The 25,712-nt window shown below is 62.6% G+C and carries 16 protein-coding genes and 3 pseudogenes; 8 read left to right on the top strand and 11 right to left on the bottom strand.

Translation table 11 applies throughout. The features are described from left to right. Positions 1-3: 3 nt before the first annotated feature. From BQ7477_RS00735 to BQ7477_RS00725, 3 genes are all read right to left on the bottom strand, one after another. Positions 4-3,474 carry a fibrinogen-like YCDxxxxGGGW domain-containing protein gene (locus BQ7477_RS00735; protein WP_073982438.1) on the bottom strand — a complete coding sequence of 1,157 codons (3,471 nt, stop codon included), beginning with the start codon at positions 3,472-3,474 and terminating at the stop codon, positions 4-6. 228 nt (positions 3,475-3,702) lie between these two features. Next, a complete protein-coding gene (locus BQ7477_RS00730; protein WP_073982437.1) occupies positions 3,703-7,170 on the bottom strand; it encodes a fibrinogen-like YCDxxxxGGGW domain-containing protein in 3,468 nt (1,155 codons plus the stop codon). A 114-nt stretch (positions 7,171-7,284) separates the two neighbouring features. Next, positions 7,285-8,772, bottom strand: coding sequence for an oligosaccharide flippase family protein (locus tag BQ7477_RS00725; protein ID WP_073982436.1), 1,488 nt, complete (start codon positions 8,770-8,772; stop codon positions 7,285-7,287). A 59-nt stretch (positions 8,773-8,831) separates the two neighbouring features. On the opposite strand from BQ7477_RS00725, the gene BQ7477_RS00720 reads away from it, so the two are divergent. After that, the gene (locus tag BQ7477_RS00720) at positions 8,832-9,479 is read left to right on the top strand and encodes a hypothetical protein (RefSeq protein ID WP_073982435.1); all 648 of its coding nucleotides are present in this window, start codon (positions 8,832-8,834) and stop codon (positions 9,477-9,479) included. Here the strand turns inward: BQ7477_RS00720 and BQ7477_RS00715 are convergent. The 7 genes from BQ7477_RS00715 to purU form a co-directional block, all read right to left on the bottom strand. After that, the gene (locus BQ7477_RS00715; RefSeq protein ID WP_073982434.1) at positions 9,400-10,914 is read right to left on the bottom strand and encodes an O-antigen ligase family protein; all 1,515 of its coding nucleotides are present in this window, start codon (positions 10,912-10,914) and stop codon (positions 9,400-9,402) included. The genes BQ7477_RS00720 and BQ7477_RS00715 overlap by 80 nt on opposite strands. Beyond that, entirely contained in the window at positions 10,911-12,245 is a 1,335-nt protein-coding gene (locus BQ7477_RS00710) for a glycosyltransferase family 2 protein (RefSeq protein WP_073982433.1), read from the bottom strand. Before BQ7477_RS00710 ends, BQ7477_RS00715 begins: the two co-directional genes overlap by 4 nt. Then, on the bottom strand, positions 12,242-13,609 hold the full coding sequence (locus BQ7477_RS00705) for a YveK family protein (RefSeq protein ID WP_073982432.1): 1,368 nt from the start codon (positions 13,607-13,609) through the stop codon (positions 12,242-12,244). Before BQ7477_RS00705 ends, BQ7477_RS00710 begins: the two co-directional genes overlap by 4 nt. Beyond that, positions 13,606-14,514, bottom strand: a complete 909-nt coding sequence (locus BQ7477_RS00700) for a glycosyltransferase family 2 protein (RefSeq protein WP_073982431.1) — start codon at positions 14,512-14,514, stop codon at positions 13,606-13,608. Before BQ7477_RS00700 ends, BQ7477_RS00705 begins: the two co-directional genes overlap by 4 nt. Continuing rightward, positions 14,507-15,277 (bottom strand): CDP-alcohol phosphatidyltransferase family protein, encoded by a 771-nt coding sequence (locus BQ7477_RS00695; protein WP_073982430.1) that lies wholly within the window; start codon positions 15,275-15,277, stop codon positions 14,507-14,509. Before BQ7477_RS00695 ends, BQ7477_RS00700 begins: the two co-directional genes overlap by 8 nt. After that, the gene (locus BQ7477_RS00690) at positions 15,274-15,771 is read right to left on the bottom strand and encodes an FAD synthase family protein (protein WP_073982429.1); all 498 of its coding nucleotides are present in this window, start codon (positions 15,769-15,771) and stop codon (positions 15,274-15,276) included. The genes BQ7477_RS00695 and BQ7477_RS00690 overlap by 4 nt, the downstream gene beginning before the upstream one ends. A 324-nt stretch (positions 15,772-16,095) precedes the next feature. After that, complete coding sequence (gene purU / locus BQ7477_RS00685) at positions 16,096-16,950, bottom strand: formyltetrahydrofolate deformylase (protein ID WP_073982428.1); 855 nt, start codon at positions 16,948-16,950, stop codon at positions 16,096-16,098. Positions 16,951-17,348: 398 nt separating this feature from the next. Here purU and BQ7477_RS00680 point away from each other — a divergent pair, with 398 nt between their 5' ends. The 6 genes and pseudogenes from BQ7477_RS00680 (at position 17,349) to BQ7477_RS00650 (ending at position 22,253) form a co-directional block, all read left to right on the top strand. Then, positions 17,349-18,836, top strand: coding sequence for a hypothetical protein (locus BQ7477_RS00680; protein WP_073982427.1), 1,488 nt, complete (start codon positions 17,349-17,351; stop codon positions 18,834-18,836). Between the two features lie 103 nt (positions 18,837-18,939). Next, complete coding sequence (locus tag BQ7477_RS00670; protein ID WP_073982426.1) at positions 18,940-20,250, top strand: ISL3 family transposase; 1,311 nt, start codon at positions 18,940-18,942, stop codon at positions 20,248-20,250. A 101-nt stretch (positions 20,251-20,351) separates the two neighbouring features. Further along, positions 20,352-20,484 (top strand): annotated as a pseudogene (locus BQ7477_RS12895) (IS30 family transposase); the annotation flags it as partial. 127 nt (positions 20,485-20,611) lie between these two features. Continuing rightward, positions 20,612-21,197 (top strand): annotated as a pseudogene (locus BQ7477_RS00660) (transposase); the annotation flags it as partial. Next, positions 21,194-21,398, top strand: a pseudogene (locus BQ7477_RS12890) (transposase); the annotation flags it as partial. The pseudogenes BQ7477_RS00660 and BQ7477_RS12890, both read left to right, overlap by 4 nt. 333 nt (positions 21,399-21,731) lie before the next feature. After that, a complete protein-coding gene (locus tag BQ7477_RS00650) occupies positions 21,732-22,253 on the top strand; it encodes a GNAT family N-acetyltransferase (RefSeq protein WP_073982425.1) in 522 nt (173 codons plus the stop codon). A gap of 847 nt (positions 22,254-23,100) precedes the next feature. Here the strand turns inward: BQ7477_RS00650 and BQ7477_RS00645 are convergent. Then, positions 23,101-24,090: a malate dehydrogenase gene (locus tag BQ7477_RS00645; protein ID WP_073982424.1), complete on the bottom strand. Its 990-nt coding sequence runs from the start codon at positions 24,088-24,090 to the stop codon at positions 23,101-23,103. 204 nt (positions 24,091-24,294) lie between these two features. Between BQ7477_RS00645 and BQ7477_RS00640 the strand changes: the two genes are divergently transcribed. Further along, positions 24,295-25,326 carry a cation diffusion facilitator family transporter gene (locus tag BQ7477_RS00640; protein WP_073982423.1) on the top strand — a complete coding sequence of 344 codons (1,032 nt, stop codon included), beginning with the start codon at positions 24,295-24,297 and terminating at the stop codon, positions 25,324-25,326. Positions 25,327-25,712 lie beyond the last annotated feature (386 nt).

The following is a 25,712-nucleotide window of genomic DNA, read 5'->3' as shown; positions in this document are numbered from 1 at the left end:
CTATCACCTCAGCAAGCTTGCTTTGAGATCGAAGGAGACGGACACGGCACCAGCGTAGTTGGCGTGCTCTTCAACGGCGATACGATTGACACCGTCCTTCAACACATCACGGGGCACCATGACTGTCACAGTGTTCTTCTTGGCAGAACTCAGTGAGACGTTAGACGTCGCTCGAGTGTTTGAGGTAACCGCTCCTTCGGGCATGTTCACCCGCTTGACTTCGGTTCCGTTGACGTAGATGACGGCCCCGTCGTCGGCGCGGACAGTGAGGGTCAGCTCGAAGTCGGCACTGATGGTTCCGAGGTTGACATCACGGGCAAAGTAGCTGGTGATGGGGCGCTCGGAGGGGTCCAGATCGAAGGGGGTACCGGCATCGCGATCGCCCCAACCCAGCGGGCTGGCGCCGTGCTTCCACGCGGACAGGTCCGCCGTGGAATTCCATGCGGCGTCGGGCGCTTCCTTGGAGTTCCAGTAGTTCCAGTACTGTCCTGTGGGCAAGAACTCTCCGAAGTTCACGCCGGACACGTCGAGCACGTCGAGGGGCTTATTCGGGTCGGGTTCAACAGGATCGTCCGGATGCGGCTGGGGCTGCGGGTCGGGATCGGGCTGGGGCTGCGGGTCGGGCGCGGGTTCGTTGCCTTTGGCGACGACCTGCACCGTGCCGTCGATGGTCATCGACGAGCTGGAACGGTAGTTGAGGTGCGTCTCCGCGGCGAGGGTGTTGGTTCCGGCGACCAGCTGGGAAGCGGGAACGAAGACCAGCTGGCGATCGGCGCGAGCAGAGGCTGTTGTCACGGACGAGGACGCAAAGGTGTTGGCCGTGACAGTGCCCTCGCCCATTCGCTGACGCACGATCTCGGTGCCGTTGACGTACACCACGGCACCGTCGTCGGCAGTCACGGACACATTCACGCCTGCGATTGCGGTGGGATCAGTGACCGTGAAGGAGGTGCGTGCGTAGGTTGTGAGAGGCCGGGACTTGGTGGGGCCGGGTGTGAGCGTTGTTCCCAGCCCGGTCGTCCCGTAGCCGATCGGGGCGGTTCCGCGGCTCCAGGAGGAGTCGTCGTACGAGGTCTGGGCCCAGTCCTCGTCCACCGCGTCGTTCGACCAGTGGTACGCCCACGTGGCGTCTTCGTCAACGAGGAGGGAGGCGTCGTCGGGTTGGACGGGCTTCCCGTTGGCGTTGACCGTGTAGGCGTGGGTCGACGCTCCGCGCAGTCCGTCGGAGGCGACGGCGCGAACGAAGAATCGGTTATTGCCACCGAGGGGAACGGTGATGGACGTCGAGGTCGTGGTGGCGATCGTACGATCGTCGCGCAGGACGTCGTAGGAGGTGGCGCCCGGCACGGACGACCACTTGAGGGTCACCGACTGAGCATTGCCATCAGAGCCGCGCAGGTTTGCGGGCACCGCCGGCGCGGTAGCGTTACGAGCGGGCATACGAACGAAGCCACCGGACCACTGGCCAGCCGTCTTGGAGGTGTAGGAGTAGTTGAAGTCGCCGCCGGCCCACAGAGCACCGTCGTCACCCATTTCGAGTGCCCAAGCGCCAGTCGAGCGCAGGGAGGATAAACGGTAGGGGGTCCAGCCGATCTGACGACCGGTGGCCTCGTCCCATCCGCCGACCCACTGAATTTCGTCGGCGCGTGTCCAGGTGTTGCCCAGCGCGAGGTAGTGGTAGGCGTCCTGGAACGTGTAGTCAGAGCAGTGGCAGGAGCCGTAGACGACGCCGTTTGTTGAATGCGTCGTCGCCTGCAGGTCGCCACCGTTCTGCATGGTGATGGAGCCGGAGGTGCGGGTCATGTCAGATGTGTTGTAACCGAACAGCGAGTGCTGGGAACCGCCAAAGTAGACGCGACCATTGCCGACGGTGACGGCCTGCTGGTACTTGCCGATCAGGTAGGAGTGACGGAAGCTCCACGACTGATCCAGGGTGGCACCGTCGGAGGTTGATACGCGGGCTGCGTTTTCGGCGACGCGATCGTGAATGCGGGTGAAGTGTCCCGCGGCGTAGAGGTAGCTGTCGTTCTCGTCCACGTCAATGTCGATGACGGCACCGTTGAACTCGGGGTTCCAACCGCGCTCGGGCTTGCCGGACAGTGACAGGCGAGCGCCGTTGCGGGTGTAGACGGACGAGGAGCCGTTACCCGTCAGGTGGGTGAAGGCGCCTGCCAGGTAAATGTGATCTCCGACGACCTTCGCGGCCTTGACGGTGACCGGGGAGGCGTTACCGTTGCGGACCTGCAGGGTCCAGGACGGATCGATCTGCCCGGTCGCAGCGTCAATCAGGACGGTACCGACGTGTGTCTCTCCGTTGACCCTGGTGAAGTCGCCGACTGCTAACAGTTTGTCGCCGGGCAGCTCGACCAGGTCCTTAACCTGATTATTGAAGTCGAAGGTCTGCCCACTCCACTCGCCCGTGGTTGCATCGAAGGCTGCCAGGCCCCGGCTCGTGGTTTCAGAACCATTCTTCCCCTTTTGTACGCCTGTGAAGTTGCCACCGACGTACATGGTGGAGCCAACCTGCTCGAAGGCCTGAACCTGGATGTTGCCTTCCTGGATTGAGCCGTTCAGGTTACCGGTCACTCCCCATGACATGGGAGTCGCGAATTCAGAGACGGATGCTTTCTGTGTCTCGGCTGCCGTGCCGCCGTCGCCGATTGCACGGAAGGACGAATCCGTGGAGCGCAGCTCGGGCCTCACGTACGCCTCCGCATAGGGGTTGATGATGGAGCCGTTGCGATGGAAGAAGGACGTCGATGAGGAGGTGTCGTACCAGGACGAGGCCAGCGGCCCGTAGCCCCAGCCCATCGTGTACTTGTTTTGCGCTGAGGCGGTGAGGTTGACGTAGCCCCATCCCGCGTTGGTGCCGAAGCCCGACCAGACGATGCCGCCGTTGACCCACCACTCACGGTTGAACTTGACGTTCACGGGGTGGGCGCTCTTGAAGGGCCAGATGAAGTCGCTCATCTTCGGGAACTGCATGCGAACGGTCTGGAAAGAGCTACCGCGGTGGTTCCAGGCGCGCTGAACCATCAGGCCGTCGGGCAGGTCGGAGACCTTGGTGCCGCCGAGCAGGCCGTTGACGGTCTCATGGGAGGCCTGGATGACCTCGAAGTCACCGGCCTTGCGGCTGCGGGTGGCCAGCTTCGACTGATCTCCCTTGCCCTGGCTCCAGGTCTCCCAGCCTTCGCGCCCGCGACCGATGAGGACCCATCCGCCGCCGTCGGTGGTCTGGTCACAGAAGAACTGGCCGGGTGCCTCCATGGTTGAGGTCTGCAGCCAGTAGGTGCCGTCGGCAGAGTTCGGGTTGTTCTGCTTGATTTCCCAGCAAGAGGCCGCGGCGGTCGCCTCGGAGAGGCCATCATGGAGCGGATCGCCTGCAGATAGCGCTGCGGTTGGGCTGAGTGCAAGCACTCCGAAGCCTGTCATTGATGCCAAGCCGAGGGCCAGGCAGCGGCGGAAGAATTTCATCGGATCCTCACAGGTATCGCATTGATAGTTACCTTTATAGTGTCACGAAAACCTGGCCTGCTCAACCACATGGTTAACGACAAATGAGAGTCGTTTACCACATACAAGGGGGTCCTCGCCACAGTGGCGAGGACCCCCTTGCGTCAACAGGTTGTTACGAGGCGCGGCCAACCGTTGAGACCGACCACGCCCTCATATAAACCCGGGCGAAGCGACACCGTTGGAGCGCTATTTGGCCAATGTTGCGGTCATGTCGAAGGTCATCGACGGAGTGCTCTTGTAGTTCAGGTGTTCCTCAACTCCGATGCGATTGACACCATCTGTCAAGGAACTCGCTGGAACCGTCACCTCGAGCAGGTCCGAGGCTGACTGGGCGGCAGTGACCGCCGCGTTGGCGTATGTCGTGTGAGTAATGTTTCCAGCTGACATACGCTTCGTGTCGATGATCGCACCGTTGACACGTAGGACGACACCGTCGTCCGCGCGCACCTTGATAGTCAGGGTGGTCTCAGGAGTGAGAGATCCCAGGTCAATATCGCGTGCGAAGTAGTAGGTCACCGGGCGGTCCTTCTTGGCGATGTCAAGCGGGGTGGCGGCGTTTGCGTCGCCCCAGCCGATCGGGCTGAAACCGCGCGACCAGTCGGCCAGCGAGGCGGTGGTTGCCCAGTCGGAGGCGGGAGCGCTCGTCGAGGTCCAGTAGTTCCACTGGGTGGTGCCCGAGGGAATCACCTCACCGGTGGTCATGGTGCTCGCATCGATCGCTGAAGTGGCGTCCTCGAGATGACCGGGCGTGCTCGACGGCACGGGATCGTCGCCGTGGGAAGGCTCAGGTTCGCTCGCCACAGGAGTGACTGTTGCCCACATGCCCATGGATGGGCTGCGCATGTAGTTGACGTGTGTTTCGACCGCGATAACGTTGTCTCCGTTTGTCAGCTGGGAGGCCGGCACGAACACCTCGGAGGCGTTGTCGTTCGCCGCGGAGTAGCTCGGAGCAGCGTCAGCGCGGGTCGTGTAGCTGACGGCGGACGAGCCCAGGCGAGTGCGGTCCACCTCGGTACCGTTGATGTAGACAATGGCGCCATCATCGGCCAGGTACCTTACGGTTATGCCCTTGAGCGCGGCCACGTCGGTGACTGTGAAGTGCGATCGGAAGTAGCTGGTCACGGGACGTGAACCCTGCGCGGTCAGCACGGTGGCGATGCGAGAGTCGCCGTATCCGATGGGTGCTGCGCCGCTCGCCCACTGAGAATCGTCGAACGAGGCCTGGGCCCAGTCCTCGGGAGCGGCGCTGTTCTCGGCTCGGTAGCTCCACGTGGCGCCGGCGTCCAGCAGGGACGACGGGGTGGAGGGGTCGACCTGACCGTCAGCCGGGGGAACGTAGACGGCGGTTGTGGCCGAGCGGTTACCTGCAGCATCGACGGCGCGCACGAAGAAGCGATTCTCTCCGCCGCGAGGAACCTCAATGCTGGTTGAGTCCGTGGAGGCGATCGCACGGTCGTCACGCAGGATTTCGTAGGAGACTGCATCGGAAACGCCATCCCACGCCAGGGTCACGGTCGAGGCAGTGGAATCGGAGGTGCGTACACGCGTGGGGGTGTCGGGGGCGACGTTGTCGCGGTTGTCGTAGCGAGCGAAGCCGCCGTTCCACTGGGTACGGGTAGCGTCGGTGAACGAAAGGGTGAAGTCTCCGCCGACCCAGAGGTTACCGTTGGTGTCCATCGTGAGTGCCCAGGCACCGGTCTTGCGCTTGGATGAGAGTTCGAAGGGAGTCCAGTGCAGGTTTTCGCCGGTGGTGGCGTCCCACGCGCCGACCCACTTGATCTCGTCGATGCGCGACCAGTTATCGTTGACTCCCCAGTCGTACTTGTCCTGGTAGGCGCCGTCCGAGCAGTGGCAAGAGCCGTAGATGACGCCCTTGGCGGAGATGGTTGAGGCTTGGAGGTCTCCGCCCATGCTCAGCATCAACGAGCCGGAGGTGCGCTGGTTGGAACCGGTGTCGTAGCCGAAGAGTGAGTGCTCGGAGCCGCCGATAAAGACCCGGTTGCCCGCCGAGGAGATGGTCTGCTGGTACTTGCCAGCGCTCACGGTGGAGGGCTGGAAGTCGAAGCCCGTGTCCTGGGCGGCACCGGCCTGGGTGGAGAACTTAGCGGCGTACCAGGCGCGCTCAGAGCTGTGGGCGCGGGTGAAGTATCCGCCGGCGTAGAACGCGCCATTATCTTCGCTCACCGTGACGGCTTGGACGGAACCATTGAGTTCCGGGTTCCAGGTGCGGTCGGGGCGGGCATTGAGGGAGACGCGTGCCGCGTTGCGTGCGTAGACGTTTGAGGTTCCACCTCCGCTGAGGTGAGTGAAGACGCCACCGAGGTAGACGTTGCCGTCGTAGTAGGCCAGTGCGCGCACGCTGACCAGGCCACCGCTGACGGCGTTCCTGATGCTCAGGTCCCATGAGGGGTCGATCTGGCCTGTCGTCGGGTCGAGAACAACCGTTCCGATGTGAGTTTCGCCGTTGACTCGGGTGAAGTCACCTGCAACGAGGAGGCGGCCATCGGGTAACGCGAGGAGAGCCTTCACCTGCGCGTTAAAGTCGAAGGTCTGTCCGGTCCAGTCGCCAGTGTTGACGTCGAAGGCTGCCAGGCCGCGTGAGAAGGTCTCCGCGCCGTTCTCGCCCTGCTTGACGCCGGTGAAGTTGCCGCCGACGAACATGGTCGAACCGACTTGGGCCAGGGCTTGAACCTGGATGTTGCCCTCGGCGTAGGAGCCGTTGATGTTGCCTGTGACGCCCCACGAGGTCTTGGCCGCGTAGTTGGAGACGGCGCGAGTCACGGTGGAGCCAGCTTCACCCTCGTCTGGGATACGGGTGAAGGAGGGGGAGTCGGAGGACAGACGCGGACGCACATAGGCCTCGGCGTAGGGCATGATCGTCTGGCCGCTCTTATGGAAGAAGGACGTCGAGGATGTCATGTCGCCACCCCAGTTGGCGGCGCCGACCCCGTAGCCCCAGCCAATCATCCAGCCGGTGCGGGTGGAGGGGTAGACCTGGAGCCCGTTCCAGGACTGGTCGTAGCCGGGGGTGTTCCAGATGAGGGCAGAGACGGGGGAATGATTATCTATCGACAACGTGATCGGGTGAGCCATCTTGAAAGGCCATACGAAGTCCGTCATCTTAGTGAACTTGATGTCCAGCTTCTGATAGGAGCGTCCTGACGCGCTCCACGAGCGCAGGACGCGAACACCATCCGGCTGATCTTTCACGTTTTCGTTGTTCAAGAGCTCATTAACCGTCTTGTTGGAGTACTGGACGGTTTTGAAGGCGTCGGTGTTGCGATCACGCGTGGTCAGCTTGGCCGGATCACCGTTGCCGCCGCTCCAGGGTTCCCATCCCTCTCGGCCTCGACCGATCAGCACCCAGCCGCCACCATCTGTCGTCTGGTCACAAAAGAACTGCGCGGGAGCATTCATCGCGGGCGTCTGCAGCCAGTAGGTTCCATCTTTTGCATTGGAATCATGCTGTTTAATATCCCAGCACGACGCCGCGGCGGTCGCGGCGCTCAGGCCATCATGAACGATGGTCTGACCAGGCGTCGCGGGAGCTTGTTGACCGTCGTCAGCGTGCGTCATCGGAGCAAACGCGAGCGATGCACAGGCCACAATCGGTGCGGCTGCAAGTGTTATAAGGCGCGAAAGTACGGAAGCCATAACACGACCTTTCAACGGGGCAATAGCTTGTTGCATAAATAATTACACAACAAGTGCACTTGATCAACCGATTGGTCAATAGCGACTTTCACAGGAGCATCACGCGCCCCTTGCCTAACCCCGCTTCTTCCGAGCGAGGGACCCAAGTCCCGACAGGTGCAGCGCATCGCAGAAAACCCAGCAAACACAAGCGAAAATACAGACGGATAAGGCAGAGCCAAGGACAGTCGCAACGAAGGAATCGCGCCCAAGAAGCCACGCTATACAACCGCCCGGAATCACCGCGGAAACGCCCACAACGAGAATCGGCTTGACCACCTCGGACAATTTCGGTGTCACACCGATGAAGCGCGAGACCTGAACAGTCGCCATCGCAGCGTCAAGCACCATGCACACCGCCCACACGACGGCAGCCGCCACCATTCCTCCACGCGGAATAAAGATGAGGTTACCCACAACGTTGAGACTCAGCACCACGATCTTGTTGACCGCAGCCCAACCTGAGCGCCCGCTCATGATAAGCAGCGAGTGGATGTTGCCCGCCATGAACGTGACGATGGAACCGATACACAGCACCACGAGGACGTTGGCCCCCGGCGCGAAGCTCTCGCCCAGGATCCGCATGAGCGCGGGCGCAAAGATGGCCATCAGGGCGTAGATCGGAGCCGCAAAGAGGACCAGCCAAATCGACGCCGTGCTGTACAGGTCACGCAGGTCCTTCGTGCGCCCCTGATGCAGGAGCTTGGAGAACTGGGGAGACACGACGACGCGCAGGGCCGTGTCCACGACCATGCCGGCCTGAATGAAACGAATCGCACCACCGTAGATGCCCGACGCCGCGTCGCCAGCGAGCAAGCCGACCAGGAGGACATCAAGCCACTGCAGTGCCTGCTCCAACCCCGCCGTCAGGGTACGCGGCAGCGCGAAGGCGATGACCTGGCGGCGACGCTCGGCCCCGGGCCAGCGCCCGACCGAATCCGCGACCGAGGGCATGTGACGCAGCAACAGCCACCACGAGGCGACCAGAACGATGACGAAAGGAAGCGCCCACGCGACCGACACGAAGGCCAGCGACCCGGTCAGAGCGGCCGCGAGGGCGACGAGCAGAGGACGCAGGCCCGGCAGGAGCAGGTTTTGGACGAGAACGTACTCGCGCATGTTGCCCAGAGCCCGCAGGGCGGCTGACGCAACCAACGTCAAGGCACCGATCGGCACGAACCAGAGGACGGCGCGGGTAGCCCCCGCGACCTCCTCATTCCAGATCAACGGGGCCACGGCCTCGAGAACGAGCACGCAGACGGTGGACACTCCCACGGTCATCGTCGCCATAAACGACAGGGTCGCGCGGATCTCCTCGGGCGCATCCAGGGACAGGCGGGGCATCAGGTAGATCGCCGTCGAGTCGAGGCCGACCTTCGCCAACGCCATGACGATAGCGAAGACGCCCGTCGCCTGAGTGACCACGCCCGCGCCCTGCGCCCCCAGCATCCGAGACAGGATGATCGTGAACGCGAAGCCCAGAATCGCCGACACCGCCGCTCCGACGAAGCCGACGATGCCCCCGCGCGCGAGGGAACGCCTGGCTTGATTTGTCTCACTCATCAGTAACCTTCCCGCTACCGCGCGGTAGCCTTTCCCTATAACCGATCGATGGGATACACATGGACTTCAAACTCGATTCGCTCTCGCCCGCCCGCAAGAAAATTCTCCTGGCGGCCGCGATTCTCCTGATCATCGCCCTCGTCATCGTGGGCATCGTCCGCCTGACAGGTTCCTCCACCTCACAGACCTCAGCGGCCTCCGGAGTACAAAGCAACGCAGACGACCAATCCGCAGCTCCCCAATCCATCGCCAAGACCATCACCCCGCAGTCTGCGGGTCCCGCGAACACCACCGGATCGATGGACACCGACGAGCAGGCCGGCGCACAGGCCTCGTACGTGGTGACCACCCTGTGGGGCGCATACGCCGACCCCGAACAGGCCCAGGCCACCGACCTGTCCTCCGTCCTAACCGAATCCGCACTCGAAGAATTCGACGCGAAAGCCCTCGAATGGACCAGGGAAGGAACGCACGCCGAAGGAACACCCACCCTGGATAACCCGCAGATCATCTCCGATGACGGCGCCGGAAACATCACCGTGTCGGCCTGCGTGGACTCCTCATCCGTTCGCATCCTCAACGACGCCGGGACCGCGCTGACGGACGATACCAGCATGACCCGCGCCCTCACTTACTTTCAGTTTGTGAAGGACGGCGAGAACTGGAAGCTCGCCGATCTATCGTTCCCCGACGACCCGACCTGTTGAGTCGGTCCAACATCTGAGTGGAGAAAGCCCCGTCGTTCGCGGCGGGGCTTCCCCATTCGCCCATGCGAACCGGACGCGCGGCACGCACCGTGCCAGCAACACTGCCCGGAGTTGGCCGACCAACGTGAGAGGCAGCCACACGCAGCGGATCGCCCTCCTCCTCCAGGTGACGCGACAACAAGGCAACGGCAACGACAGAAAGCATCAAACCCGTATTCATACCGTAGTAAAACTGCTCCACCAAGGTCGCCAAAATAATGCCGCCCAAGATCGAGCCATACACGTCCTTCGCCCGCCAGATACGCGTCAACATGCGGCAAAAGAAAGCAAGGAACAGAAAAGTACCAACAAGGCCATAGGAGAAGAGCACCGTCCAGAACTGGCCCTGGGTGCCCAGCGACGGCAGCCACGGAGAGGTCGAAGGACGCGGCGCCCCAAAGCCTAAGAACGGAGACTGCGCCAACTCGTTGATCGTCTCCAGGTAATTCGAAGCACGATCCTCCGTAGAGGAGGACGCGGCGACACGATCGAGGAGCGACTGGGAGGCGGGCGTCGCCAGCCATGCTCCCACGCCAACGACCACTGCTGCGAGGATCCCCACAACCGTGCGCCAGGCGCCAGCGCGCAGGCGCTGAAAACCAACCCATACAACGATCACAATCAGACCGATGTACATACCGCGGTTCAGGGTGGCAGCCGCAGGGATGACCGACAGGGCACACACCGCAGCGACGAGGAAACGCCACTTCGAACGCTCGCGCCACAGCACGTACGCGAACACCAACGCAAGCGGGAAAATCAACGAAAAAACATTGCCGTAGGTGTTGGAATAGATGAAGGGCGCGGAGGGACGCGGGTCGGACAAAATCCACGACGACGGATTCCACTGGGTGGTCGCGCGCTTCGTGAACTCTTTAACGAAGTCGTTGGAATGCAGGGCGCGTGGGATCACGTAATACATGAGCGTCTTGAAACGCAGCTGCGGGGCCGCCATCGCGATGAAGCCGCCGATCGTGGTGGAAGTCAGGAAGGCCCACATAGTGCCCACGATTGTGCGCACACTCAGAGACTGACGCGCGTTGAACGCATAGACGGCGAAAATGCCGGGGGAGAGTTCAAGCGCGAAACGGTACAACGCTCCGATGACGCGTCCGCCCGAGTCGAGCATCGACATGGAGGCCAGCACCCACGCCAAGAAGAACGTCCAGATGATCGTACCAGGCGGGAAACGCACACCGTGTCGACCGATCATGAGCACAAGCATGATGATCGCGAACAGCGGCCACATCAAATCGCCGGAGCCGAGGACCCACCACAGCAGGTAGGCCGAATAGGCCACAACGAAGGGCCACGCCGGCAGGTCCTGTGCGTCCTCCCGCAGCGGCCCGATGCGGGCGGGGGCTGGCTTGCCCCAAATTCCTCGGCGTGGACTCACGCGTCCGGACTCCCTTCCGGCGCACGACGTTCCTCGGTGGATGCCTGGGCACCGGTGCCGCTCGCCTGCACGCTCTCCTCGCCTCCCCGGGCCTCGCGGCGCGGTGGGACGAGCATGTTGTGCCTGCGCGAGGACAGGTACAGGAAGGGGCCTTCGAGGAAACCCTTGATTTCGGACGTAGTCAGTGAGCCTGGCACATCGTCGTCCCTGCCAGCCACCCGAGCGCCGCCGGGCCTAATGCGCTTGAGGACGCCCGGCACGCGCGCCATGAGAGTCCCCACGACGGAGGGTCGCGCGATGATTGCCTTTGTCAGCAGGGCAGCCATACCGGATCCGTTGCCCCGAATCTGCTTATCCAGGCCGACCTCGTCGACGCGATGGCGGTGATGTACGAGAGCGTCGGGCGTGTGGACGATAACGTCACCCGTGGCCAGGATGCGCGCGAACATGTCAAGGTCCTCCCCTCCCCTGGTGCTTGTACCGGCACCGAGCGCCGGATCGAAAGGACCGACCTCCATGAGGACGTCGCGGCGCATGGCCATACACACGCCGGCCCCGACACGCGCAGTCGTAATCGGATAGAGCGGCCCACCTTCACCCGGCTCACCCAGGGCCTCCAACCCGGCGGGAATCTCACCCGCCGCCCAGACGCGTGGCTTCATATCCTTGGGGAAACCGCCGCGCGACTCAAACCAACGTTGGGGCTTGAAACGTTCTTCCAGCGGCAGCGCGATTCCTGTCGTTGCAGCCACGTAGGGGGATGCAGTGAAAGGGTCGATCATGGCGGTGAGCCAGTGCGGATCGACGATCGCGTCGTCATCCGTAAAAACGATGACCTCTCCGCGCGCGGCGAGCACGCCACGGTTGCGGGCACGCGACAGGCCAGGGCGCGAAGCGGAGACGATACTCATGCGAGTGTCGGTGATGCCGACGAGTTTCTCGCGAGTCTGGCCGGTGCTGGGCGCGTTGTCCACGACGACGAGCGAGAAACGCTGGTGGTCCTGAGCCAAGACGGCGCGCACCGCCGCCTCGAGCATGTCGCACGAGCCGACCGTACACATGATGACGGTGGCGTCAATATCGGCGCCCGCACCTTCTTCCCAACCGCGGGCCGGCGCCACCGGCACCGCTGCAACGGCAGGATCAGACTCAGGGTGTGCCGTGCCCGCAATCTCAATGAAATCGGAGTTGCGCCCGTTATCACGCACAAGGACCAGTGCGCGGGAGGCCTGGGGTTCGCCCGAAATCAGCTGAGTGAGGCGGGCGGTACGGTCAACGTGCCAAATCGACGCAGCCTTGTCGTCGAGCGTGGTGATGTCCTCGGCGCTCACTTTAGTCCCTTCGCGTTGGTTGAATCCTTCTTCGACGAGCCTTTCTTGTCAGCCGTATTCTCGATGGCCTTGTCGGACACGCGATCGTAGCGGGCCGACGCTCCATCAGCCTCATCGCCAGAAGCAGCGTGAGCCTCGACTGCCTCCACAACAGGGCCGGGATCCGTGAAAGACCCGGCGGACGCCTGACCGCTCAGATACAGCATGCCGTTCACTTCGCGGTTGATGATCGCAAGCTCATCAAGCAGGGCGTGAAGATTCGCCAGATCATGTCCCTTACGCACAGCGATCAGCACGTGACGCGACGGGCGAACCTCGTCGAGAAGAGACGCAAGCGGCTGGTAGATGTCAATAAGGCGCGGGGTGGGCACGCGCGTCTCGGCCAGAGAACGCGACAAAACACGGTGAAGCTCCCGCGCCTCCGGGTCGGAAGCATCCACGATCAGGTCAACCCAGTGGTCGCGATCGATCGCCATCGCAAGCATTCGGGTGGGAGCAAGCCACGGCTCGGGTGCGCCTTCCTCCGCACTCCACACGGGCAGGGCAGTCAGGTCGGCCAGCTGCGTCGGGGACGCAAGAGAGCGAGCACGCGTCTCACGCACGAGAACCAGCACCAAACCGGCGAAGACACCAACAACAGTGAAAATCAGCACCAGGCGCGCCTTAGAAGGCTCAACCGTGTCAGTTGACGCGCCAGCAGCCGTAACGACGAGGCCGGCGCTGGCGTGATAGGGACTCAGCTGGGCGGACTGATCCTTCAGCTTGTTGATCTGTGTCGTCAGCGCGTCCGCACGCGGATTCTTGACGGTCTTACCGTCCTCGTCCTCCTCGGTGCCCAGGGATGCAAGCTCGGCTTCCAGGGCGGAAACCTGGCCGTCAATATCCGCTGCCATCTCGTCTGCGCGCTGCTCCACAAGTGCCGTGCGCTCCTGCAGGTAGAACTCGGCGATCGCGTCGGCCGCCGTCACGGCCTCGTCTCGCGTGGGCGCCGAGTACTCAATTTTCACGATAGTGCCATTCGTATCGCCCGACACCTCCATGTTGGCGCGCAAATCGGCGGCAGTGATCCCGCCACCGATTTTTTCGGCAGCGGCATCCAGCACGGCCGCGGACTTCGCTATGCCCTGTTCGGTCACCATATCCGTCGTGTTCGACAGCGAGGCGCGCACAGCGGGAGCGGGCGTGGGCGACGGCGAAGTGACGGTCATCGACACCGTCGCCGAATGAGTGGAGGGAACACCGAACGCCGCAACGACACCGACAACCAAGCCAGCCACGGTCCCCGCAGCGATCGACCTCCAGCGGCGAGACAGCGCGTGACGCAGGATCTGCTGGCCGCCCGTGGGCGGAGGGGTAAGGATCATGACTGTTCTCCTTGCAGGGTTCGGCGCACCCACGCGGCGCGCGCATTCAGCCGACGTTCAAGGACGCGGCGCGACGATGGGGGTCGAGAGGCGATCCCCCGGGTATAAACCTCAACGAAGCGGTCGAGCTCGCGCTCGGCCTCCTCACGAGGAAGTGACACGAGTGAGACCAGGCGCACCAGCTCCTGGCCAGTCAAGTGGTTCGAAAGCTCAGCGAAAGCGCGGGCCTGCTCGGGATTCTTCCACGAATCCGAACGCCATGCCTTGCTTCCCGTGACCTGGCCGGGATGAATCCGGTACAGCAGACCCCATGGGGCCAGGCGGCGAATACGACCACCAGCCGAGGCAACACGCATCCACAGGTCGTAATCTTCGGCGGGAACGCTCCTGTACCCGCCCACGCGATCGATGATCTCGCGCGTAGCCAGCATGGTCGGATGACAAACCGGGTTGGTGAGCAGCAGATGCCAACCCATGTCCTCGGGCCCAATTTCGTAGGGCATTCGGGGCACCGGGCGTGAGCCACGCAGCTCAATCATTTGCGTGAACACCATGTCGTCGCCGCGCTCAATCGCGCGCAGCGTGCGCTTGAAACGGCCCCGAAGGGACACGTCATCAGCATCCATACGCCCCACGAGGCGCGAGTCGGTGCGCTCCATCAGCTGCGTCAGGACACGCGAAACACCGCCCTCACCCGGAGTGATGTCCTCAATGCGCAGGCGAGGATCGACGCTCCCGCGCCGCGACGCGCCGCGAATGGCCTCGCCGACCGTCGAATCAGAGGAAGAATCATTACCGACGACCAGCTCGGAGTCGCGTGGCATGGCCGCAAGAGTCGAGGCCACAGCTCGCGCAATCGTCCCCGCGGCATTGCGCGCGGGTAAGATGACGGACAGCTCAGGCACGGGACTCCCCCTGCTCCGCAGCAGCGTCGAGGGCGCGCAGGTCGCGGTAGCGCCGACGCAGCGACATCGACGAGTGTGCCACGGCAACCGCAGCCAGGAACGTGTAGAACACCATGAAAGGTGCACCCAAGCCCCACAGCACAAAGGACCAGCACAGCACACCCGGGTCAGTGGGCAACAGAACAAAAGATCGCAGGTTACCGCCTCGCGTCTGTTTGCGTCCCGCAGCACGCACAAACTGCTCGGCCAGGATCTGGCTCATAAACTGGCCCGACGTCACCCAACCGTAAACGAGAGCGACAACGGCAAGCCACCAGGACTCCGGGCGATACACCATGACGGCGGCCGCCGTGCAGAAGTGGATCGCTGGCGAACGGAACGCATCCGCCACGTGGTCCACCCACTCCCCCGTCTTCGACGACGCGCCGGTCACGCGCGAGACCTGACCATCAGCTGAGTCAAACATGAAACCAACCGCCAGCGCGCTGCCCACGATGAGTCCCGTCCACCACACAGGTTCGAGCGCGAGGAGAACGATGAGACCAAGCGTCGAGAAGCACACGGAAATGAAACTGACGAAGTTCGGCGTCCAACCAAAAGCCGCGCAGGCGGCAGCCACAACGCGCGCAGCACCACGATTCACCCAACGCATATAGGCGGGAACGCCCGCCCCCGGCTTCTGAGCCGCGGCAAGGGCACGACGGTACGTCGTAAAACGGGTCCCCCACGACGAGCCAGGTTCAAGCACCACAGGAAGACTCACTGGCCGTCCCCTTCCGCCAAATGATCCGACTTACGCGCCGAGTCCTCGTCCGCGAAGTCTTCGGGCGCGATGAAGCGACGCAGCTTCGTCGACGAGGTCGACGGCGTGTAGGGCAGGTAGACGACGCGCGCTCCGACCTCCGCCATCTCCGCTTCAAGCTGAGCCCCCTTCGGGGTGCCCTTCCAGTCATCCCCCTTAAAGAGCACGTCGAAAGGCTGGAGTCGCCACGCCAGACGCTTATCCTGATCCAGGTCCACAACCACCGCGTCCACGAAACGCAACGACGACACAAGATCGCAGCGTTCCTTGAGCGGGATGACCGGAGCGCGCCCCTTCATGCGGATAAGAGCCTCATCGGAGGTCACGCCGACGACCAGACGATCGCAGCGCTCGCGGGCGGCGCGCAGGATGTTGAGGTGGCCCTGATGGAACATGTCAAAACCACCGGGCACATAGCCGGTGACAGGTGCGTGTTGCTGAGTCTTTTCATCCACGTATCAAGTGTGCCATTTATCAGACGGTCAATGCGACGCTTACCGGCTAAATGACCGAAAGATCACGTCTCAGCGTTGCTTGCCAAGTGACAAACTCATTCGCGGAAACGCGCAATGACAGGCAAATATGACCACGTGGCCGCATGTCTTCTTGTTACAGCTCCCATCATGACGCGAGCCGCACACAGCCAACCCCACTCTCCAGCCAACGACCTCCCCCACCAACGAAGACACGCCCGCCGACGCAAGACAGCCACTGCCTCGTCGATGAGCCGACACACGTCGCCTCAGCGCACACCACCCGCGAGCAGCCCACGCGGGGCCTCAGCGAGAGAAGACGACCGTGCGAGCGCCATTCATCAAAACGCGGTGCTCCACGTGGAAGCGGACGGCCTGCGCGAGCACGCGGCGCTCCACGTCCTGGCCGAGGGCCACCATGTCCGGCGTGGAGTCAGCGTGCGAAACGCGGGTAACGTCCTGCTCGATGATCGGCCCCTCGTCCAGGTCAGCGGTCACATAGTGGGCGGTCGCACCGATCAGCTTCACACCACGCTCGTGAGCCTGCGCGTAGGGGCGCGCACCCTTGAAGGAGGGCAGGAACGAGTGATGGATGTTGATGACACGCCCCTGCATGACGCGGCAGACCTCATCGGAGAGGATCTGCATGTAGCGTGCCAGGACGACAAGCTCAACGTTCTCCGACGCAATGAGGTCCAAGAGCTGACGCTCCGCCTGCGCCTTCGTGTCCTTCGTGACGGGGACATTCAGGAAGGGGACGCCGTAGAACTGGGCGACGGGCGCCAGGTCCGGATGATTACCAACGACCGCGATCACGTCAATGGGCAGGCCCTGCGTCTGGGCGCGGTACAGGAGGTCGGTCAGGCAGTGCCCCTCACGCGACACCATGATGACGGTGCGCAGCTTGCGGCCCAGGTCGTCAACGCAGTAGGTGGCGTTAAACTCGTCGGCAACGTTGGCAAGCCCTTCATCGATAGGCTCGCGCCCCTTCGGGGAGTCCACCTCGACACGCATGAAGAAGGTGCCCGTGTCGGGGTCACCGAACTGCTGGGACTGGATGACATTGCCGCCGACCTCGCCGATCACACCGGTCACGGCATGCACGATCCCGGGGCGGTCCGGGCAGGACAAGGTCACAACAAGCTGCGCGTTTTCAGTCATAGGGGCCAGTCTAGCCACGTTCATACCCTTCAACGAGGCAGGGGCGCCGTTTGCGGGAGACGCCACGGGCGGAGGACGACCGGATGGCCAACGGAGTTTAGGGCACTGGCCTCGTTGATCACTGCGGGACAGCCTCCACGCAGCTACTGGTCCGCGGCTCTGCTCTTCGCGCATTCGCCCGCATTCGCCGGGCCTACAGGCGTCACACCGGTTCGGTTCGGCAAGCCAACCACCAAAGACGCGGCGTGCAACACTCACTCACGCCCCGCTTCTCAACTTCACTCCACACGGGTCCAGTTGTCGAACAACGCTGAACCTCTGCCTTAATTCGCTGGATTTTCCAACGCGGACAAGGTGCTACGATGCGAGGCAGTAGACCCAAGAACACAGGAGCCACCATGGTCCGCGCCATCGATGAGTACAGGGGCGCCCCCGAATCAGGTAACAAAGCCGCCACGGACAAAACACCCAACGACGCACGCCTGACAACCATGCCGCAATGCCTCATGCACTGGTGGACCCCCATCCTCATCGCCGGATTCCTTTTCGTCGGCACGACCTTGTGTGCTTTCTGGTGGGAATGGCACTTTCATTGGCCGTCCGTTCAAGCGATGCAGCTGTGCGCCACCGCCGCCGGCGTTGGCTTCGGCCTGGCCGCCTGGCAGCAGCGCAGTCACGACAACGCCGCCCAGGCCCAACAGGCACACGCGACAGAGGAACGAGAAGAGTACTGGAAGCGTAGGGAGCACGCCTATCAGCTCCTCGAGTCGGACAACCCTGGACAACGGCTGGGCGCGATCACACTATTGGCAGAACTAGCGGACAGAGCAGAGCACAATCAGCACATACCCACAGGTGAAAAGCACCAACTGCAGGACCACATCATCAGCATTCTATGCACCCAGGCACGCCGCGAAGGACTGAACGGACCATCACAGACGAGCAGGCGGGAGCACGCCGACCTTCAACGAGCAATCATTCAGACGATCCTCGAACGGATTCAGAATCCACGGGAGGTCAGTCCCGACGATCCCGAACCGGAGCGCGCCGACTGGTCCAACAAAAGAATTAACCTGAAGGACATCACCTTCCTCAGCGAGATCAGAATCAGTGACCTCTCCACGAATGCAACCTTAGACTTAGACGGGTCTACCTTTGATGAGTCATTTACAATTCACAATTCGACAATCAACAGAATACATTGGAGAAAGGCAACTTTTAAGAAAATCCTTGTTGAAGGCGGCGACGACAATAAGACGATCATTGGGACCTCGCGGCTACCCGAGACGATAAGCGACGGGACATTTAAGAACGTCATGTTCACCTCTGCGGACTGTTTTTTCAGTATTCACTACGCACCTCCAGGCGCAGAGGACACAGTCATCCGATTCCACCACTGCAGGCTCCAATCTGGGGCGTTTACACCTGCGGATGAGAACACTCACGAGGCCATTAGCCTCGACATCCGCTACCTTCTCCCCGACGAGAACGACGCATCGTCCGCGAATACCAGTCGCCCGGCGGGCGCATCCGCGATCACAGTCTCACACTGCCAGATCAGTTCACTTAACGTGAGCCTCAAACCGTCGAAATCCGAGATCACCATCGAAGAAAACATCATCGAGGGTACAACGTCGATCCAGTACAGCAACCCTAGAAATGAGCCGCACACCGCCTGGAATGAGGTGTGCATATCGGTCGTCCGCAATGAAGTTCGCGAGCGCCCCTACGAGGAGGTAGTCGTCATTAGAAGCGATGGAAAAATCCACCAAAGGGCGCGCGCCAATTTCCACAACAACACGCTGACCGGCGCAGATCATGACGGCGAGCACCACTGGTTGACGAACGACAACATCAGCGAAATTAAACAGGCTCTTCATAATTGAGGGTGTAGGTGTTGTTGGCGGGGTTGGGCGTGTCGTGGCCGGGTAGGGGTCGAGGTCTTCCGATGATGGGGGTTCCGACACCGTCCATCTGAAAGACCTCGACATGCCCAATACTATCTTTGATCGCCCCGACCTGAGCGCGTTCACGCGCCTGGATGACCTGGGCCTGGAAGTGACGGGCCAGCGCATTTGGCCAGACCATGCAGTGTTGGCGTGCCGTATTACTGGTGAGGACCGGTGGTGTCGACGCTGCGGGTGCCAGGGCGAGGCGCGTGACACGGTGATCAGGCGCTTGGCGCATGAGCCCTGCGGGTGGCGTCCCACGATTTTGCATGTGAGCGTGCGCCGCTACCGGTGCGAGACGTGTGCTCACGTGTGGCGCCAAGACATGAGCCAAGCGGCCGATCCGCGCGCGAAGCTCTCACGGGCGGCGGTGCGCTGGGCGCTCACTGGGCTGGTCGTCCACCATTTGACGGTGGCGCGCGTTGCCCAGGCCTTGGGCGTGTCCTGGAATACCGCTAACACTGCTGTCCTGGCCGAAGGAGAGCGCTCTCTGATCAACGACCCGACCCGGTTCGAAGGCGTGCGCGTCATTGGCGTGGATGAACACGTGTGGCGCCACACCCCATACGGCGACAAATACGTCACCGTCATCTTGGACTTGACGCCCGTCCATGATCGCAGCGGTCCCTCCCGGCTGTTGGATATGGTCCCGGGCCGCTCCAAGCAGGTCTTCAAAACCTGGCTGGCCTCCCAGCCTGCCACGTGGCGCGAGCGCATTGAGATTGTCGCGATGGATGGATTCACCGGGTTCAAGAGCGCTGCCGCCGAAGAACTCCCCGGCGCAAGGGCGGTCATGGACCCCTTCCACGTCGTGCACCTGGCCGGAGATGCTCTCGATGAATGCCGCAGACGCATCCAGCAAGAACTTCACCATCGGCGCGGGCGCGCCACAGATCCCCTGTACAAGGCCCGCCGTATGCTCCACACCAGATCCTGCCTACTCACCCTAGGCCAGCAGTACCAGATACTCGACCTGTTTTCCGGCGACGAGCACGTCGCCCTCGAGGTCACCTGGAGCGTCTACCAGAACATTATCGACGCCTACCGGGCGCCCGACACGAGTGCAGGTAAGGCCCTGATGCAAGCCGAAATAGACCGTCTCAGCGACGCGGACGTGCCACGCTCCCTCACAGAGATCATCACACTGGGCAGGACACTCAAACGTCGAGCCGGGGACATCCTGGCCTACTTCGACCACTCCCACACCAGCAATGGCCCCACCGAAGCCATCAACGGCCGCCTCGAACACTTACGCGGCTCTGCCCTCGGATTCCGAAACCTCACCCACTACATCACCCGCTGCCTCCTCGAAACCGGAGGATTCAGACCCCAACTACACCCTCAATTATGAAGAGCCGGTAAACAACGATAGACACTAACGCAAAGAGCCGAACGCGCCTCACCGCGAGCAAGTCCCCATGCAACGACTGAAAACATCGTTTCGCGTGCGAGGGGATCGCCATCACCAGCCACCAACCCTACCTCGACGCCATCGCCTACGAACTGAACAACTGCCCCAGAGCCCCCCCTCGGCTACCGCACCCCAACAGAAGCATTCAACGAACTCATTGCTACCACCCATTGACACCGCCGTGCTTTTCGCATTTGAGGGTGTAGGGGTGTTGGGTGGGGTTGGGCGTGTCGTGGCCGGGTAGGGGTCGAGGTCTTTCGATGATGGGGATTCCCACACCGTCCATCCGAAAGACCTCGACATGCCCAATACTACTTTTGATCGCCCTGACCTGAGCGCGTTCACACGCCTGGATGACCTGGGGTTGGAGGTGACGGGCCAGCGCATTGAGGCAGACCATGCAGTGTTGGCGTTCCATATTACTGGTGAGGACCGGTGGTGCCGACGCTGCGGGTGCCAGGGCGTGGCTCGTGACATGGTGATCAGGCGCCCCGCGCACGAGCCTTACGGGTGGCGTCCCACGATTGTGCACGTGAGCGTGCGCCGCTACCGGTGCCAGGGGTGTTCTCACGTGTGGCGTCAGGATATGAGTCAAGCGGCCGATCCGCGCGCGAAGCTCTCACGTGCGGCGGCGCGCTGGGCGCTGGCGGGGCTGGTCGTTCATCATGTGACGGTGGCGCGCGTCGCTCAGGCCCTGGGCGTGTCCTGGAAGAGCCGCTAACACTGCTGTCCTGGCCGAAGCAGAGCGCTCACTGATCAACGACCCGACCCGGTGTGAGGGCGTGCGCGTCATTGGCGTGGATGAACACGCGTGGCGCCACACCCCATACGGCGACAAATACGTCACCGTCATCTTGGACTTGACGCCCGTCCATGATCGNAGGGGCGGACCCTACGCAAGTGGAAGGACGCACTCGACGCCTACTTCGACACCGGCGGAGCCAGCAACGGGCCAACAGAAGCCATCAACGGACATTATCGAGCTGGGCAGACGCACCGCCAGAGGCTACCGCAACCCCACCAACGACCAACTCCGAATGCTCCTCATCGCAGGAGGCCTAGACGCCTCCACCCACACTCAACTATGAAGAGCCGGCAATTTAGGAAACAAACATAACATCAACACAATATTCAACCTGGAGTTCGACACAATTAATGACACTTTGAGAGAGCATCCCATTTCACCCTGAAGCAACAGGCGAATAGCGCATATATGCAATATATATGACTGCGGTCTAGAATAGTTATTCTAGTCAAAATACCTCGACATCAAAACTTCAGACAGTAGAACACGATTCCCCTCTCAAACATGAGCGCGAAGATACAGCACGTCGGCGCGACAGAATACATAGGCTACGTCGGCCGGATAGAGACCTCGGGCATGGTCAATAACGCACTACCGACCCTCCTATAATTGCGACATGCAGATTCAAATTGCTTCTCCTGACGACTTCGAGTTTATCGAGGGGGTGTATGAGCATGCCCGCGCGTTCATGCAGGCGAATGGGAATGCGACTCAGTGGCCCGGCGGATACCCGGGCCGGATTGACGCTGAGGAAGACATCGCATGCGAACACTGCTTCCTTGTGTCCGACGACGAGGGGCCCCTCGCCGTCTTCTCTTTCGCTCCCGGGCCAGACGAGACCTACGCGTCGATCGATGGCGCTTGGCATTCCGACGCCGACTACCACGTGATTCACCGCGTGGCCGCGGTACGCGGACACGGCGTCGCTCGGGCAATTTTCAGCTTTGCAGCGGAGCATGCGGACTATCTGCGTTGCGACACCCACGAGGACAACACGCCGATGCGGCGCGCGCTCGAGTCATTCGGATTCCGCGAGTGCGGCACGATCACGGTAGCCAACGGCAGGCAGCGCGTCGCCTACGACCGACCCAATGAGCCACTAGCCGGCAGCACCCCGGCTAGCTCCACAACACGCTAGGCGCTCACCCTTACGCACTTACCCAACAAGCTCGCACGTAATTCCCCGACACGACAAATTTACGAGACCCCAGAAAGCGCGGAATTTCAACGTTCTGATTTCAAATATTGAAGCAGTCTCAATCGAATTACGTGCGAAATTTTCAAGACTGCAGCCGATGGGAAGCGTTGCACCCGATCAGAGCGGGTGCAATGCCCACTGATGGGGCGCACGACCCGATCGCAACAAGCGACAGCGCGGATACACGTCAGGGGCAGCTCCGCCCCCACCAACAGGTCCGATACTACGCACCATGCCACCGGCCATAGGCCGGTTACAGCGCTCCTCACCGAAGCGCGGTGAGCACCAGACCTCAATGGCGCTTGTTTCTCAGTGGCGTTACACCACTGAGCGGGGTATTACACCAGTTCGGAGGTGGTGTAATGCTCCCCAACTAGTGCAGCGCCTTCGTCGTTGCCCCATTCAGACCCGCGCTTCATTCGACAGGACGAGCATCCACGCCCAAGGGCGCACTCTTGAGTCGTAGGCCAGCCTGCCCCACCCATGCGCCACGTCAGATGCCCACGCCCACACACGTTAGTTTCACAGATGTTTCACAAGCCCCCACTATCGGCGACACACGTTTCACGCGCACAGACCAGACGCCCACACAGCTATCCTGCGCCGCATGCGTCATTGCCGAGGCTCCCCCCACGCCAGGAACACGCCACCTCCGCGCACAACAGCCAACGGAAAGCGCCAGAGCACGGCCACGCCACAGCGCACCACACCCCCATACATGCGGGTGCGCGCCCGGCCACAGCCGGGCGCGCACCCAATCCCACCAACCGCCACGGGGGCGGTCGCCTCACTTGATGAAGCCGAGCGCCTTGACGGCGTCGTACTCTTCCTGCAGGGCCTTGATGTTATGGTCGATTCCGGCGCGGGTCGCATCGGAAATCTCGAGGCCGTCGACGACCTGCCATTCGCCACCGTCGGAGGTGACCGGGAAGCCGAAGTTCAGGCCGGCGGGGACACCGTAATGGGTGCCGTCGGACATGACACCGGCGGTGACCCACTCACCCGCGGGGGTGCCGTGGATCCAGGAGTACATGTGGTCGATCGCGGCGTTCGCGGCAGAGGCGGCAGAGGAAGCGCCGCGCGCCTCGATGATGGCGGCGCCACGCTTGGCGACGGTGGGACGGTAGTAGTTGGAGAGCCACTCTTCGTCCACCAGCTCAGCCGCGGGCTTGCCGGCGACCTTCGCGAAGGAAACGTCCGGGTACTGGTCAGCCGAGTGGTTACCCCACACGACGACGTCCTTAATGTCAGCGTTCGCGGCACCGGTCTTGTGAGCCAGCTGCGCGATCGCACGGTTGTGGTCGAGGCGCATCATCGCGGTGAAGCGCGAAGCGGGGACGTCAGGCGCATGGTTCTGGGCGATGGTGGCGTTAGTGTTCGCGGGGTTGCCCACGACGAGGACGCGCACGTCGTCGGCGGCGCCGTCGTTGATGGCCTTGCCCTGGGGGCCGAAGATGCCGGCGTTGGCCTCGAGCAGGTCGGCGCGCTCCATGCCCTTACGGCGCGGCATGGCGCCCACCAGGTAGGCGACGTTGGTGCCCTGGAACGCACGGTTCACGTCGTCGAAAATCTCGACGCCGGCCAGGGTCGGGAACGCACAGTCGTCGAGTTCCATGGCGGTGCCCTCGGCGGCCTTGACGGCCTGGGGGATCTCGAGCAGGTTCAGCTTGACAGGCACGTCCGGGCCGAACAGCTGGCCGGAAGCAATGCGGAACAGGAGGGCGTAGCCGATGTTGCCGGCTGCGCCAGTGACGGTGACGATACGAGGTTCTGCCATGAGTGGCGCTCCTTTACAGTCCTTTGGGCGTGTGCCCGTGCAGTCGCGGGGATCCCCGCGCTCTGCATCCTAGGATACGTTGTCCGTCACAGTGCGACCCGGGCATCCAGTCCCAACAGCACCCACCGCTCGCGTGATCTAGGACATACGAGGTCGTGGTCGGGGCTGTTGTCCTTCGGGGAACCCAGGTCGTAGAGTGATTGCATGTCATACACGCATTCCTCGCTCCCGCCCGACAGCGTCGTAAAGGGGCAACCAGCCCCTGCCTCGTCCCATATTGACGAGGCCGTGGCGCACTCCCGCGATCACGCGCGCTTCCCGGATGGCGGGCAGGGCGGCCACTCGCACGATCATTCTCATGCGTCGGCGTCAACAAAACGACTGGCCTGGGCGCTCGCGGTCACGGGGGCGGTCGTCGTCGCCGAGCTGATCGGCGCCTTCTGGTCGGGATCCCTGTCGTTAGCGGCGGACGCTGGCCACATGGTCGTGGACGCATCCGGCCTGGTCATTGCGCTGGTCGCTGCCCACCTGACGCGACGCCCGCGCGACGACAAACGCACGTGGGGGTGGGCGCGCTCCGAGGTCTTGGCCGCCGCCCTGCAGGCCGGCATGCTCCTCATTATCAGCGTGATGGTCGCGTGGGAGGGGGCGTGGCGCCTCGCCTCCCCGCCTGAGGTCGAGGCTGGCCCTATGCTCCTTGTCGGCGTTCTCGGCCTCGTTGCGAACGCCGTCTCCCTGCTGATTCTGGCGGGCGGGCGCGACGCGAACCTCAACATGCGCGCCGCTTTCCTGGAGGTCGCCAACGACGCACTCGGTTCCGTCGCGGTGATCGTCGCGGCCGGCGCTGAGTGGGCGTTCGGGTGGGGCCGCGCTGACGCCGTCGCATCCCTCTTGATTGCTATCCTCATGGCGCCACGCGCTCTCACGCTCCTGCGCCGCTCTGTCGCAATCCTCATGGAGCAAGCGCCCGCCAGCGTGGACGTCGGTGAGCTGCGCACGCACATGATGGACGTCGACGGCGTGCTGGGCGTGCACGACCTGCACGTGGTAGCCGTCTCCTCCCACCTCGTGACCGTCACCGCGCACGTGACCGTCACGCACGAGTCCGACGGCCCCCACCGCGACCGCATCGTCCACCAGCTGGGCGAATGCGCGTGCCACCACTTCCCCATCGCTCACTCCACCTTCCAGCTCGAGTGCCCCGAGCACACGAGCCACGAGCACATCGAGCACTAAGCGACACCTGCTTCACCAAAGCCCTCAACGGACGCCTCGACACCTGCGCGGTGTCGCCAAAGGCCTTGTCAACCCCCACAACTAACGCCTGCGCGACCTCCTCCGTTCTGCCCACTCCAACATTTCCCACGCCCTAAAATGCGAAGAATCCCATTATCTTCGCAGCCATGTTCGGCGTTGCCGCTTTCGGATTCGGGGTGCTACCTGCATCAACCAGACCCTCCATATCCACGCTCATAGCTACGGCGCTCGAGTGAGCGGCTTTTCTGGCCGCGGGATAACTCATCATTGGAAGAGTCCACATCGTCGGTACCTCCCAGCGCTGGGGAGCAGCGCTTGTCTCCTCATTGTCGGCGCAGACTGCGCCGACGCGACACGTCAACAAG

It is taken from the genome of Actinomyces bouchesdurhonensis, from assembly GCF_900128465.1.
GTDB classification, from domain to species: domain Bacteria; phylum Actinomycetota; class Actinomycetes; order Actinomycetales; family Actinomycetaceae; genus Pauljensenia; species Pauljensenia bouchesdurhonensis.
Note: the sequence above shows the minus strand (reverse complement) of the source record. Positions and strands in the feature narration are given on the sequence as shown.

Coding starts and splice junctions, on each gene's coding strand:
- BQ7477_RS00735 (WP_073982438.1), bottom strand. CDS start 3,474: ATGAAATTCTTCCGCCGCTGCCTGGCCCTCGGCTTGGCATCAATGACA.
- BQ7477_RS00730 (WP_073982437.1), bottom strand. CDS start 7,170: ATGGCTTCCGTACTTTCGCGCCTTATAACACTTGCAGCCGCACCGATT.
- BQ7477_RS00725 (WP_073982436.1), bottom strand. CDS start 8,772: ATGAGTGAGACAAATCAAGCCAGGCGTTCCCTCGCGCGCGGGGGCATC.
- BQ7477_RS00720 (WP_073982435.1), top strand. CDS start 8,832: ATGGACTTCAAACTCGATTCGCTCTCGCCCGCCCGCAAGAAAATTCTC.
- BQ7477_RS00705 (WP_073982432.1), bottom strand. CDS start 13,609: ATGATCCTTACCCCTCCGCCCACGGGCGGCCAGCAGATCCTGCGTCAC.
- purU (WP_073982428.1), bottom strand. CDS start 16,950: ATGACTGAAAACGCGCAGCTTGTTGTGACCTTGTCCTGCCCGGACCGC.
- BQ7477_RS00680 (WP_073982427.1), top strand. CDS start 17,349: ATGGTCCGCGCCATCGATGAGTACAGGGGCGCCCCCGAATCAGGTAAC.
- BQ7477_RS00670 (WP_073982426.1), top strand. CDS start 18,940: ATGCCCAATACTATCTTTGATCGCCCCGACCTGAGCGCGTTCACGCGC.
- BQ7477_RS00650 (WP_073982425.1), top strand. CDS start 21,732: ATGCAGATTCAAATTGCTTCTCCTGACGACTTCGAGTTTATCGAGGGG.
- BQ7477_RS00645 (WP_073982424.1), bottom strand. CDS start 24,090: ATGGCAGAACCTCGTATCGTCACCGTCACTGGCGCAGCCGGCAACATC.
- BQ7477_RS00640 (WP_073982423.1), top strand. CDS start 24,295: ATGTCATACACGCATTCCTCGCTCCCGCCCGACAGCGTCGTAAAGGGG.